Here is a 12,778-nt window from a genome sequence, read left to right on the forward strand (position 1 = left end):
TGTTTTATTTCAAATCTAACCAAAATAAATCAGATGCAATACCGTCACTTAAAAATTTTCCTTTATCTGTTATGGTTAATACTCCTTCCACTTCTTGCATCAAACCATCAGCGATAAAAGAAGCGGACTCACGGACTAGATACGCATGGTATATGGAACCAAATTCTTGTGCTATACGCACTAAATCCACTCCCCAAATCGTGCGCAATCCCGTCATAATGTATTCATTATAACGATCTGAAAGCGAAAGCTTTTCTACTTCTGAAGGCAATTCACCTCCTTCAATAGACTTAATATACAAGGGATTATTTGCAATATTCCAGCTGCGATACGTACCGTCAAAACTGTGAGCAGAAGGACCAATACCCAAATATTTTTTACCCAACCAATAGGCCGAATTATTTTTAGAATAATACCCTGGTTTAGCAAAATTAGATAACTCATAGTGAACATATCCATTGGCTCTTAATTTTTCAATCAACAGCATAAAATGCGCATGTGCTACTTCTTCTTTAGGACTGGGAACCACTCCTTTTTGAATGAGCTTATTTAGAGCAGTGCGCTCCTCCACCGTCAAGGCGTAACACGAAATATGAGGAATACCCAAATCCAAAATACGCTGAATGTTTTCGAGCCAACGTTCATTCGATAGATTGGGAATACCGTAAATCAAATCGATAGAAATATTGTCAAAATATTGAACTGCTTCTTTTAAACAGCTAATCGCTTCTTGTGCATTATGTGCGCGATTCATCATCTTAAGGTCTTCCTCTCCAAAAGATTGAATGCCTATACTCAATCGATTGACTTTGGATTGCGCCAAACGATGAATCGTTGACGTCGTTAAATCATCTGGATTTGCCTCTAGTGTTATTTCAGGTTGATCGACCACCGTATAATTTTGATAAACAGTTGCAAGTAACGCATTGATTTCTTCAACAGCTAAAATACTAGGTGTACCTCCTCCAAAATAGATGGTTTCTATGGTTTCACCTTTCAACTCCTCTTTGCGCAAGAGCAGTTCGCGATGTAATGCAGTCAACATTTCCTCTTTTTTCTTCAAGGAAGTAGAAAAGTGAAAATCACAATAGTGACACGCTTGCTTACAAAAGGGAATGTGAATATATATACCTGCCATTACTTTTTAACTCGATCTTGATTTTGTTTGATAAAAGCATCCCAACCGCTATATGATTTTCCAACTACCGTTTTTCCTGAATTGAAGAAATGACAAACTGCAGCTGCTAATCCATCAGTACTATCGAGATTTTTAGGCAATTCTTTTAATCCCAACAATTGTTGTAACATCTTAGCTACTTGTTCTTTACTTGCATTCCCATTACCTGTAATGGCCATTTTTATTTTTTTAGGTTCGTATTCCGTAATAGGAATACCTCGAGACAGCCCCGCAGCCATAGCTACCCCTTGGGCGCGTCCTAACTTCAACATCGACTGTACGTTTTTGCCAAAAAAAGGAGCTTCAATGGCAATCTCATCTGGACAATGGGTTTCAATTAATTCAATGGTACGTTCAAAAATTCGACGCAATTTCGTATAGTGATCGTCGTATTTATTCAATTGCAATTCATTCAATTGAATAAACTCCATTTTCTTATTCACCACGCGTATGAGTCCAAATCCCATAATCGTCGTACCTGGATCAATCCCTAATATGATTCTATCTAGTGTCAAATGCTTAATTTTTGTTATTGTATTCACCAAGACACAAAAAATATAGTTTACTTTGCGTTGATGAAAATTGTATCCAACAAAACTAAGCAATTCCTTGTACTTCTACTTAAGATTATCGTGGTAAGTAGTGCTTTTTATTATATCTATAACAAACTGGCAAATGACGATAGTTTAGATTTTGGACTCGTAAGCGAAGTGGTTGCAGATCCCAAAAACACGCTAGCTCTTTTTGCTTTACTTTGCTTGACTTTTTCTAATCGATTTATTGAGATATTAAAGTGGCAGAATTTATCTTCTCTCATCCACCCTGTAACTGTTGGTCAGGCAACTAAGCAAGTTCTCAGTGCCTTGACCTTAGGAATTTTTACGCCTAATGGCATTGGAGAATATGCGGGAAAAGCCTTGTATTTTCCTAAAAAAGACACCGGAAGGGTAATTTTCCTCAATATGGTATGCAATGGTGTACAGGTGATTTATGCGATCGTTTTTGGTTTAATTGGTCTTACTATCCTCAACTATACCCATCAGTTTATTCCTCCCTATTATTTGTGGATCCTGTATGGTATTGCAATCGCTATTGTGTTGCTTTTTTTGTCTTTACGCCACCTAAGTATTAAAGGTTATTCATTCAATACTGTGATTCAACTATTGAGAGAGATTCCCAAAAAAACACATCGCAAGAATTTATTTTTAGCTTTATTGCGCTATGCTTCATTTACGCATCAATACGTAATTTTGTATTATCTATTTGGTGTATCAATTCCCTATTTTGAATTGTTGTGTGCGGTGTCTGCCATCTATCTATTAGCTTCTTCCTTGCCTAATTTTCAATTTTTAGAATTTGCAGTTAAGGGCAGTATTGCTATGTTTATTTTTTCTGCTTTGGAGGTGAATCAATGGATCGTTGCTTTAGTAGCTACTTTGATTTGGTTATTGAATATCGTGCTTCCCATTTCAATTGGCAGTTACTTTGTATTGACATTTAAGCTTAAAAAGTAATTATTGCTTGTGCAGCACAAGAGGCAGCACAAATTGACTGGTTACGGGAACGCCTCGTTTAGTTGCGGGTGACAATGTGCGAAACTGTTTACTTTTTTCGAGTAAGAGACTATCTACACTTTTGAGTTGTTGTTTTACACTGTCGTTTAACTGATAAAGAGATAGAGCGACTTGTGCATCTGCTTGAATAGTTACTAACACTTTTAATGTATCTATCGTTTCAAATGTTCCACGAAGGGTATCCACACGAAGGTTTTCTTCTAAAGCAGCCGTGATATAATCAAAAAAACACGCTTTGCGCGCTGTTTCATCAAAAATAGTATCACAACTAGCCACACTGGGATAAGTATCCACTTTTGTCCAATCAATTTTGTTTAACTCTTCCTCGAGTAATTCTTGCTCATTGGGAAGCTGAGCGGACATCCACTGACATGAAGTGAATGCAAAAGGAAAAAAGAAAATTATCCAACTCGATTTCATCAAACAATATTGTTGTACATTAGTTAATCAAAAATACAAAAAAAATAGAGATGGACTATTTCTTATTAATATTAAGCCTATTACTATTAATTTTCGGAATAATTGGCAGTGTTCTTCCGGCCCTACCCGGACTTCCAGTTAGTTGGTTGGGCATGTTGTGTCTGTATTTTGTAGACGGCATTGAGATGAGTAGTCTGGCTCTTTGGGGGAGTTTAGGGATAACAATTGTCGTATCCATTTTGGATTACGTCATTCCCGCTCAAGGAACCAAGCGTTTTGGAGGAAGCAAATACGGCGTTTGGGGAACCAATATTGGTTTAATCCTCGGTATTCTTACCCCTGTCCCTTTTGGCTTTATTTTAGGGCCTTTTCTAGGCGCTTTCATTGGTGAACTAATCTTTGACAGTCGAGATATTGCTCGTGCACTAAAAGCGGCTATAGGCTCGTTTATCGGATTCCTTGCTTCTACCTTCTTAAAGATTATCTTTAGTCTTGCTTTTTTAATTTGGGGACTCGCATTAATGATTGGAAAATTCGCTTCGCTTTCTTTACCTTGGTCGTCCAATTAAGGGCTTATTGATAAAGGTAATTCCAATTCCCAAAAGGATAATACACCCGCCAATAACCATTTGAATGGAAATAGCTTCATCTAAGAAATACCAGGCGAGTAGAGCAGCAAATAGCGCTTGACTTAGCAAACTCAAAGAAACGCGAGTCGCTCGCATATTTTGGGTAGCATAACTAATCAGCAACCACGCCAATAGCTGACACACAATCCCTTGTACGATTAACGTCATCCAACCTGCTGTAGAAAACCCTGTAAACTCGGATCCCATAATGCCATTGAGCACAGCGAGAAATAGAGTCGATACGGTAATGCTATACAACATAAAGGAAACAACACCAACTTGGCCTAATACTTTCTTACTCAATAAAATATAAGTCGCATAAAGCAAACCAGAAAGAATACTGAATAGAAAGGGAATATCAAACGATAAGTTGACAAATACTTCAATTCCCACTAAGGTAACCATACCGATTAACGCCAATACCGTTCCAATCCAAAAATTGAGCGAAGGTTTCATTTGCAAAAAGAAGTAACTTCCTATACCCACCCAAACTGGGGCCAAATTACCTAAGAGCGTTGCTTGCGTAGCGGTTGAGCCCTGAATAGCAATATTCCAAACACCTATATCCAAACCGAAACACACGCCACATAACACCATCAAAATCGTTGTTTTACGATCGTATAATTTAATTTGTTTGGTCAATAAAGCATAAGGAACGATAAACAGAGCCGCAATTCCCATGCGATAAAAAGCGGATATAAGTCCTGGCACTAAAGCCATTTTCACTAATACGGGAAAAATAGAAATACACAGAATTCCGATAAACAGAGCAATCCTAGGTTTATTTGCCATTTGATTTATATACTTTTTAATTTGCCTTGCAAAATACGTTAGTTTTTTTGTGTTTTCACTCTTTTCCATTTATGTTTTTCCTGTGAATCGAAAGTCAAAAACAAATAAAAAAAGCCTTACCCCAAAGGGCAAGACTTTCTGTTTATTACCATCGGCTTTTTCTTATTCAACAGGATTAACTGTTAATTGATCCATTGTAAAATAAAGGGCTGTATTTGCATATCCTTGTGCATTTTTATCTGTTGTATCAAGGAAAAACAACAAGTACTTCACTTCTCCAAGTGAGGATAAATCAACGGTATTCCAGTCCTTACTTATGGGATTCACTCCATTTCTGAAATCAACAAAATAGTGTGTTACAGGTTCCGTTGCGGTTAATTTCATATCTGCTCCCACTCCATAAACGTGTAAAGCAAAATAATCACCTGTTTTGAAGGTAGTAGCATAATCATCCCCTTCTGTAATTCCATAGTAAGACCAAGGGCTAATTGCTACAGCTGTACTTACAGCTTTATAGCGATTTGCATCATCTAGAGTGACCACTGCGCTAAAATTTTCTATCTCTATCTCAGCTCCTGCTTGCAATACACTCGCATCGGGTTTATGATCTGCATAAGCAACTAAAAACGGTTTTCCCTTGCCTGCAATTCCCCCTTGTGCCATAGACCCCCATTGGTTGCTTAGCCATCCTCCCTCTGTTTCCAATTGATTGGAGTTGTCATTACTATTCGAAACCGTAAATCCATACCACATCTTCCATTCTGACACTGCATTGTGATTGAAACTAAAAACAGAAGTCTTTAAAGCGATATCTTCTGTAAATGTATTTTTCCAAATCTTTCCTCCTGCAGTATCCAAACCATCGGTTAAATCAAAATCAGCAAGATTTAATCTCACATAGTCAAAATCGTCAGATTTTGCAACCTGAACGGTATAGGTATATAATTCTACCTTATTTCCACGTTCGATTTTTAACGATATCTTATGTTCACCTGGTGTCTGAAAAGCATACTTTAAAGTAGACTCCTTGGAGATTACTTGGTTAGCTGTGTGGTCAAACCAAGTAAAAACAGCTCCTTGCGCTTCTACTTTTGGGTCAATTACAAGTTCTTGAAAAGTAACTGCTGTTAGAGAACCCTTATCTTGGGCAACATTATATACCCCACTATCGTCACTCGAACAACTTGTTAATGTTACCGTTGTTAAACTTAGCCCCAAGACAAATAGGGTACTCAAACGCAAAAAACTCTTTTTCATAATTATAAATTAAATGTTAGTATTTTTATTCTAGGTGCAAATCAATGGCTCCCGCCACTTCGGTAGAGGTTTCGCCAAGCCAACCCGCTTCCTGATTTAATCCGGTGTAAATTTTAATAAAATCAATTCCTGGTAAGTGTACTTTGTTTCCTGCTTTATCCACCGCCCAATCAATATCAATCGTTGCACCTTCTCTAGTATTCGGATAATTGTCCGCATATCCCCAAGCAAATGCCTTCAACTGCCAACTATTTTCTGATGATCCAACCTCTACTGCATTATTAGGCAACAATGTTCCACTATACGCAATTGAATCTGCTTTGATCCATTGAGGGTAATAACTTTGTTGATGAAACTGATTTTTGGTCTTCCATCCTTCATTGCCTTGATTGTCTTTCCAACGCATGTATTCTTTTACTTCTCCTGGTGTCTCTTCCGCCTGTTTCGTTGGTCGATAATACACAATCCTATAGTTTTCAATTACCGCGAGGTTATGGTGTTCACTGCCAGCAATTTCAAACCATTCGTCTTCGTCCGGCATGCCATTTTTGTTTTTATCATAGGCGACGAGAATAACTCCAGGTTCTGCATTATTGGCAAATGCATTTCCCAAAATTCGAACATCTCGTTTATCCGGTACATTGTCAATGGTATGATCAAATCCAAAAACCACATACCCACCAAAACCGCCTAATGTGATGACTTCATTCTTAACCAATGCCTTTTCGGCCTTTACTCTCATACTTTCTTGCGTATCACCTGCTTCATATAGTGGTAATTCATTCACGAATTGCCCAAATGCAGGCGCATACTCCAAAACTTTTGTCACCGTTTTTTTCGCTGTTTTGGTTTCTTCCTCTCCTGATTCACGATCGCTAGAACAACTTATTCCACTGCATAAAACGGTGCTTACTAAGACCAATAGTTTTACTCTTCTCTTCATGTGTAGTTTCTTTTTCTCATTATAGGCGAATTGCCATTCTTCTTTATCCCCGTTTTATTATTAAGGGAGAACTCCATTTCCCCCTACTGGGTAATAAAGGCAATATGCGCAGGAATATTTCCGGCTGTGGTTTTCCATTTCAGCGTTCCATCTGGCGCATAACAATAAATATAGCCAGTTCCGATATAATCTTGTGCATCCGTAATATAGATTTCTTTCGTTTCTGGGTTAACAGCAATACCATAAGGCAACAAAATCTGTTGTGCTGTACCATCCGTAATGATAGCAGGGCGAATGACTTGTTTGGTTGCTGTATCTAGAATTCCGAAAGAAACTTCATTTGCATTCGTATTCGCTTGATAAGCATTGGCATAATAATACAATTTATCCTCATCCATTGTCATATTTGATACGGGAATATTTAATCGTTGCTTAACTTCATCTGTTGCTGTATCAATGACGTATAGATTAGGGGGGATTTCTCGGTAATTTCCTCTAGAACTAACATAGACATCCCCTCGGCGATCTACTTGCATGCGATGTAAATTGGGCGCTACTTCTATTTTTTTCACTTCCGTAAAGGTCGTTAAATCAACAACAGAAACGGTAGTGTCGTAACTGGGTTCGCGATAACCTCCTGAGTTAGCTACATATAATTTATTCCCTTTAATTGCCATTTCTTCTGGTTGATAGCCTACCTGTACTTTGCGCATAACCTGTAGAGATAGAGTGTCAATTTCTGCAACAAATCCAATTTCTGCGTTGGGGTTGACTTCGATCTTTCCTGCGAATGAACTTACATAGGCTTTTCCGTTAGCAAAAGCTAAAGATCGACAATTAGGCAAGTGAATTTGCTTGAGGTGTTTACCCGTAGCCACATCAAAAACTTCGATAAAATTGGAGGCATTAATTGTTGCATATGCTTTGGTTCCATATATTTTCAAATCATTTCCTACATCGCCTAATTCACGGGGAATAGACGGGTTTCTCTCGGCAAAAATATCGCGTGTATACAAGCCTGTTTCATAGTTAAACCAATCAATTGTTGCCCGATTCATTCCCATATTTCCTTCATTCAACAAGTAGAATCCTTGGTAATGTTCTAATTGCACCGGAATAGAGACTACCGAACTATCGGAGGCAAAAATCAATTCGTCTTTTCGACAACTACTGACGAGCAAACTAATCAGAATGAACCCATAACTTATCTTTCGCATATCCTTATAAATTTACTTGTAAGCTTAAGCGGAAGTTCCTTCCCGGCATAGGGAAATTTGTAACCACTTCGTAATATTGATTGGCAAGATTATTTGCTTCCGCTCGAATCTGAATGGTTTTATTGTTCCACTGTAATTCCCTTTGCACATTTAAATCATGCGTATACCAAGGTTGTAACTCATTGCGTACGGTGTTGTTTTTGTTTCCATTGTATCGCTTTCCTACATAAATAAAACTGTAGTTCAGCTGCCAATTGCGATAATCTACTCCGATTGTACCTGACCCCGAATGCCAAGGCGTATACGGAATTTGATCTCCGTAATACGAAGGTTTACCTGATGGCGTTACGCTTAAGTCTTGAGCAATCGTATAATCATAAGTCAATCCCACCTGAGCCTTCATTCCACTAAAGGGTTCCCAGCTGGTTTTGATTTGACTTTCAACTCCATAATTTTCTACTTTTCCCAAATTAGACATCATCCAACGCATCATACTGGAAGTAGGCGAAGCGATAATCTTATCTTTGATCTGAGCACAATACGCCTCTACTGTTAGTTGTACTTCTTTTAACACCTTGCTTTTAATCACCAATTGATGGGTGAATCCTACATTAAATTGACGAGAATGTTCTGGTTTTAAATGGGACGTCCCCATTTGAGTATAGTACAAATCGTTAAACGTAGGCAAGCGATACAGCTGTTTGTAGAATGCATGAACCGTAAAATTTGACAGCTCCCAAGGTTGATAACGCAGAAAAACAGAAGGAGTGAATAACGATCGATTTGGGGCTTGATAGTTGTATCGTACCTTTTCTGCTGTAAAAGTCCCTAAAAGGTTTGCTTGTGCTTTAAATCGACCTACACCCACACTGGTTGAAAGCACCGTATAAAAGGTATAGCGTTCTGGATAGGTAAATAGTGCTTCTTGTCCTAACCGCGTTGCATTTAATTTATTATACTGCACATCTGTTGCTAGCGAAACACTCCAGAAGGGAGCTAGCGTAAATAAATGAGAGGCAGACAGATACCATTCTTGTTGGTGATAGGTATTGTCAAATTGAGGATTATATGTTACTTCTTCTCCTTGAAAACCAACGGTTTTTCGAGATTCATAGTGCAGTTGATCATAGGCAAACTTTCCTTTGACCATCCATTGATACAACGGAGATACCACGCGTTTCCATTCGCCTTGTACCATGACATTTTTATCGTTCTGTTTTTCGTTGTTTTGCTCTGTAGCAAGGGTTGCATCGCTTTTTTTAATGATAGCTTCTGGTAATCCTCGATGGGATTGATAGTAGTATAGATTAACCTGCCAGGTATTGCCTTCATCTTGACCAAACCAATTATTTTCAATACGGAAGGATTCAATCCCGCTATTTTTTCGATAAGCGGTGGTATCATAGGCCACTGTCCCGTCTAGATTGAAGCGTTTCTGCCTGAATTTATACTTGCCATTAGCATATAAATAGGCCGTACTGATACTTGTGCTGACGTGATCATTGACTTTAATTGCCACACGAGCAGAAGGATTCGTCCATTGAATGGACCCTAACTTATAGTGAAACTGCGCTTTTATTTTCTCTTGTGCTGTAAAAGTTGGTCGTTTGCTTTGGATATAAATGGCTGATGCAGCGGCATATTCTTTAGCAGCTTGTATGGGAGCACTGCGTTGTCCGTTATACAATTGAATTGCTTCAACATCATCTAAGGAGAACTTACCTAAATCAACAACCCCATTTTGTGCATTACCCAATTGAACCCCATTATAAAAAACACCCACCTGATGCGTTCCCATATTTCGGACATCCACTGTTTTCAGTCCACCCATACCCCCGTAATCTTTAATTTTAACTCCTGCAAAATAGCGCAAAGCATCTGCAATATCAACACTATTTAAACGCCGTAATTGTTCACCTTCAAGAATTTGCGGGGCAATGATATCTTTCGCTGTTTCTTTAACAACTAGAATTTCTTTTAATGTCGTCAAGGAATCTTGAGGTTGCTGAGCATAACCAAAACTGCTTCCGAAGAAAGGCAAAACGCATAAAAATAAGTACTGTAACCGCATAAGTATAAATCATTTCACCTACACAAACGCATATCGTACCCCTATCCGCTAGAACCACTACAGCAGATAAAGAGTATAGCGTTTACTGTTTTGGCATCGAAAACATGAAAACAAATCCAAAAATGGCAGGTATTCTGACTTACTCTTAGCAAGGTCCTTCCCATAAAAAACAGTGGACAACTAAGCTTGCTAAACCAATGAGCTTACAGCAGCGGGCCTGTTGGAGACTTTCACTCCATTCCCTTTTGACATCCACGGGTTAAAGTGGAACCATTTTATTGAAAGACAAAGATAGGGTAAAAAACAAAAAAGCTCTCCGTGAATTTCAGGAAAGCTTTTCATTGGTCTAACTACTAAACCTAGTGCTTACGCACTTAACAACACAACTAAATTTTACAATCTAATAATCTAGTGATTATTAGAGGGCAAAAAAAGCCTCCCACGAAATGAGAGGCTTCTTTTTTACTGGCGGTCTGGACGGGACTCGAACCCGCGACCCCATGCGTGACAGGCATGTATTCTAACCAACTGAACTACCAAACCAGTATTAACCATAAAATCATTACAGCGACAAAGATAGACTTTTTTTAAAAACTACAAAGAAAATTCTTCTTTTCTTCGTCTTTTTCGCTGACTCAAAATTGCTCTTGAGTTTTGCGGTCTGGACGGGACTCGAACCCGCGACCCCATGCGTGACAGGCATGTATTCTAACCAACTGAACTACCAAACCTTGTCTTTATTGCTGTAATGCGGTGCAAATATACAACCATTTTCTACACTTCCAAATCCTACGAGAAAAAAAATCAAACTTTTTTTCATCAAACCCAGAATCCACCTGAGTTTCAGCACTATATACACCTAAAAAAAATCAACTTTTTTTAGCGCTTTTTTGAATCTTAATCCTTTTTGCGGGAATAACTCCCCTTTAATTTCGTCTCAAGATGGCTTCTCCCCCATATTTTCTAATCTTTTTCTGCTATTTCTACTCCCCCCTTGTTCTCTTACGCTCCCATTTTTGCTCTTTTTTTTCGTATCCATCTGTCTTTTCTAATACAATCCCCCACGATTAAAACAAAAAAAACAGCAGTAAATCGAAATTCACTGCTGTTTTTTTATCTTTTTAATCGCAAAAGGCTTCTTATAAAGCTTCATTGATTAAGTCTTCGTATGCTTTTTTAGGAGCTACTCCTACTTGACGACCTACAACTTCTCCATTTTTGAATACTAATACTGTAGGAATGTTGCGGATTCCGTATTTTGAAGCAAATTCTTGGTTGTTGTCAACATCTACTTTTCCAACTACAGCCTTTCCTTCGAAATCTGCACTTAATTCAGATACAACTGGAGCTAACATTTTACATGGTCCACACCATACTGCCCAAAAATCTACTAAAACGGGTTTGTCTGATTTTAATACTACTTCTTCGAATGTAGCATCTGTTATTTCTAATGCCATGGTTATACTTTTTTTTACGTTATGAGACAAAACTACTAAAATTATTATACTTACCTCCTCCTTTTTAATCAATTTTATCTATTTCGAAATTTACAAAGCCAATTCATCCTGCTTTCGCATTGCGCAATGCAACTAGCATATTGTACGTGCATTATTTAAAAATTTAAATCAAAAATTATTGTACCTTCCCTTTACACTATCGCGCTTATGTTAAAGACCTTCTTTTTATTATTTTTTGCGAGTATAACACTTGCCTATGCCCAAGATCGTCCCTTGCATCGATCTTCCTACTATCTAGAAATCGCAGTGGATGAACAGCATCAATATGGCATGGATATTCCTGAAAGCCCTTATTTGGTTGCTCCTAATACACTACAACTTTTTTGCGGCGAAAAAGTTTGGATTGAATGTGAGATAAAAGACAACGCTATTCAAAGCATGAAAGTGGTGGAACAAAATAACCACCCTACGCAAACCATCGAAATAGAATTCTTACAAGATACGAGTGATCGAACGCGTATTCAAACGATACTCGTGGTCAAAAACCCCTTTGATCAAAAATTGCGATATGAAGCCATGATGTTTACCCCCACTCATCAAGATTGGGCTGAAACCTCTATTCTTCCTGTTGAGTCAAAATTACTCGGTTATGAATTATGGCCACACGCTATTATAACACTTGTATTGGATAATTGGAAGCTGGAATAAATGGTGGTTTTTACTATTTTTACAAAAAAAATGGCTGACGAATTAACCCTTCTTACATCACCACTTTTTCATCATTTAGAGTTAACGTGCAGCAATTGCACGAAAGACCTGGAATGTGAAGAATACCATGGACACACTTGTACACTATCGCCTTTTGTTATTAAATATAGACAAGCGAAGATTACACCAAAGAAAATAGGTCAATTTGTTACCTTATGGCAACGAAATGAAAAGGGAATTACAGAACCTTTTACGACCCGAGATCCCTTTGATTTTTACATTATAATGACCGAAGATCACAATCAAATAGGGTGTTTTATTTTCCCCCAATCTATTTTGGGAGAAAAAGGCATACTGACAACACCTAAGCAAGACGGTAAACGCGGATTTCGAGTATACCCAGATTGGGACCTACCCACGAGTAAACAGGCCCTACAAACCCAAAAATGGCAAAGCTTATACTTTATTGATTGTACTAATCTTACTCCTCAAGCTCTAGAAAAAGCGAGAAACATCATGCAACCGTATTAAAT

13 protein-coding genes, 2 tRNA genes and 1 riboswitch are annotated in these 12,778 nt (G+C 38.1%); of the genes, 4 read left to right on the forward strand and 11 right to left on the reverse strand.

The features are described 5' to 3' along the window. Positions 1–4: 4 nt before the first annotated feature. Positions 5–1,138, reverse strand: coding sequence for a radical SAM family heme chaperone HemW (hemW, locus tag FBR08_RS04890; RefSeq protein WP_158961687.1), 1,134 nt, complete (start codon positions 1,136–1,138; stop codon positions 5–7). Next, positions 1,138–1,692, reverse strand: coding sequence for a crossover junction endodeoxyribonuclease RuvC (gene ruvC, locus FBR08_RS04895; RefSeq protein ID WP_158961688.1), 555 nt, complete (start codon positions 1,690–1,692; stop codon positions 1,138–1,140). Before ruvC ends, hemW begins: the two co-directional genes overlap by 1 nt. Positions 1,693–1,752: 60 nt before the next feature. Here ruvC and FBR08_RS04900 point away from each other — a divergent pair, with 60 nt between their 5' ends. Next, a complete protein-coding gene (locus FBR08_RS04900; protein WP_158961689.1) occupies positions 1,753–2,691 on the forward strand; it encodes a hypothetical protein in 939 nt (312 codons plus the stop codon). Here the strand turns inward: FBR08_RS04900 and FBR08_RS04905 are convergent, their stop codons facing one another. After that, complete coding sequence (locus tag FBR08_RS04905) at positions 2,692–3,171, reverse strand: hypothetical protein (RefSeq protein WP_158961690.1); 480 nt, start codon at positions 3,169–3,171, stop codon at positions 2,692–2,694. Positions 3,172–3,221: 50 nt separating this feature from the next. Between FBR08_RS04905 and FBR08_RS04910 the strand changes: the two genes are divergently transcribed. Beyond that, complete coding sequence (locus tag FBR08_RS04910) at positions 3,222–3,740, forward strand: DUF456 domain-containing protein (RefSeq protein WP_158961691.1); 519 nt, start codon at positions 3,222–3,224, stop codon at positions 3,738–3,740. Here the strand turns inward: FBR08_RS04910 and FBR08_RS04915 are convergent. From FBR08_RS04915 to trxA, 8 genes are all read right to left on the reverse strand, one after another. Then, positions 3,720–4,592, reverse strand: coding sequence for a DMT family transporter (locus FBR08_RS04915; protein WP_158961692.1), 873 nt, complete (start codon positions 4,590–4,592; stop codon positions 3,720–3,722). The genes FBR08_RS04910 and FBR08_RS04915 overlap by 21 nt on opposite strands. A 162-nt stretch (positions 4,593–4,754) precedes the next feature. After that, positions 4,755–5,849, reverse strand: coding sequence for a DUF4465 domain-containing protein (locus tag FBR08_RS04920; protein ID WP_158961693.1), 1,095 nt, complete (start codon positions 5,847–5,849; stop codon positions 4,755–4,757). 25 nt (positions 5,850–5,874) lie between these two features. Further along, a complete protein-coding gene (locus FBR08_RS04925) occupies positions 5,875–6,792 on the reverse strand; it encodes a PKD domain-containing protein (RefSeq protein ID WP_158961694.1) in 918 nt (305 codons plus the stop codon). Positions 6,793–6,875: 83 nt separating this feature from the next. After that, a complete protein-coding gene (locus tag FBR08_RS04930; protein ID WP_158961695.1) occupies positions 6,876–8,009 on the reverse strand; it encodes a YncE family protein in 1,134 nt (377 codons plus the stop codon). A 4-nt stretch (positions 8,010–8,013) separates the two neighbouring features. Beyond that, entirely contained in the window at positions 8,014–10,080 is a 2,067-nt protein-coding gene (locus FBR08_RS04935) for a TonB-dependent receptor (RefSeq protein WP_158961696.1), read from the reverse strand. A gap of 107 nt (positions 10,081–10,187) precedes the next feature. Beyond that, positions 10,188–10,370: riboswitch (cobalamin riboswitch) on the reverse strand. Between the two features lie 176 nt (positions 10,371–10,546). After that, positions 10,547–10,623, reverse strand: a tRNA-Asp gene (locus FBR08_RS04940). A gap of 114 nt (positions 10,624–10,737) precedes the next feature. Beyond that, a tRNA-Asp gene (locus FBR08_RS04945) sits at positions 10,738–10,811 on the reverse strand. 408 nt (positions 10,812–11,219) lie between these two features. Then, entirely contained in the window at positions 11,220–11,537 is a 318-nt protein-coding gene (gene trxA, locus FBR08_RS04950) for a thioredoxin (RefSeq protein ID WP_158961697.1), read from the reverse strand. A gap of 207 nt (positions 11,538–11,744) precedes the next feature. Here trxA and FBR08_RS04955 point away from each other — a divergent pair, with 207 nt between their 5' ends. Both FBR08_RS04955 and FBR08_RS04960 read left to right on the forward strand, forming a co-directional pair. Then, a complete protein-coding gene (locus FBR08_RS04955; RefSeq protein WP_158961698.1) occupies positions 11,745–12,245 on the forward strand; it encodes a hypothetical protein in 501 nt (166 codons plus the stop codon). Between the two features lie 30 nt (positions 12,246–12,275). Beyond that, complete coding sequence (locus FBR08_RS04960; protein ID WP_158961699.1) at positions 12,276–12,776, forward strand: MepB family protein; 501 nt, start codon at positions 12,276–12,278, stop codon at positions 12,774–12,776. Positions 12,777–12,778: the final 2 nt, after the last annotated feature.

This window comes from Myroides fluvii (assembly GCF_009792295.1).
GTDB lineage: Bacteria > Bacteroidota > Bacteroidia > Flavobacteriales > Flavobacteriaceae > Flavobacterium > Flavobacterium fluvii_A.

Excerpts from the sequence above, each read along its gene's own strand:
- hemW (WP_158961687.1), bottom strand. The coding sequence starts at position 1,138 with ATGGCAGGTATATATATTCACATTCCCTTTTGTAAGCAAGCGTGTCAC.
- FBR08_RS04900 (WP_158961689.1), top strand. The coding sequence starts at position 1,753 with ATGAAAATTGTATCCAACAAAACTAAGCAATTCCTTGTACTTCTACTT.
- FBR08_RS04905 (WP_158961690.1), bottom strand. The coding sequence starts at position 3,171 with ATGAAATCGAGTTGGATAATTTTCTTTTTTCCTTTTGCATTCACTTCA.
- FBR08_RS04910 (WP_158961691.1), top strand. The coding sequence starts at position 3,222 with ATGGACTATTTCTTATTAATATTAAGCCTATTACTATTAATTTTCGGA.
- FBR08_RS04915 (WP_158961692.1), bottom strand. The coding sequence starts at position 4,592 with ATGGCAAATAAACCTAGGATTGCTCTGTTTATCGGAATTCTGTGTATT.
- FBR08_RS04920 (WP_158961693.1), bottom strand. The coding sequence starts at position 5,849 with ATGAAAAAGAGTTTTTTGCGTTTGAGTACCCTATTTGTCTTGGGGCTA.
- FBR08_RS04925 (WP_158961694.1), bottom strand. The coding sequence starts at position 6,792 with ATGAAGAGAAGAGTAAAACTATTGGTCTTAGTAAGCACCGTTTTATGC.
- FBR08_RS04930 (WP_158961695.1), bottom strand. The coding sequence starts at position 8,009 with ATGCGAAAGATAAGTTATGGGTTCATTCTGATTAGTTTGCTCGTCAGT.
- FBR08_RS04935 (WP_158961696.1), bottom strand. The coding sequence starts at position 10,080 with ATGCGGTTACAGTACTTATTTTTATGCGTTTTGCCTTTCTTCGGAAGC.
- trxA (WP_158961697.1), bottom strand. The coding sequence starts at position 11,537 with ATGGCATTAGAAATAACAGATGCTACATTCGAAGAAGTAGTATTAAAA.
- FBR08_RS04955 (WP_158961698.1), top strand. The coding sequence starts at position 11,745 with ATGTTAAAGACCTTCTTTTTATTATTTTTTGCGAGTATAACACTTGCC.
- FBR08_RS04960 (WP_158961699.1), top strand. The coding sequence starts at position 12,276 with ATGGCTGACGAATTAACCCTTCTTACATCACCACTTTTTCATCATTTA.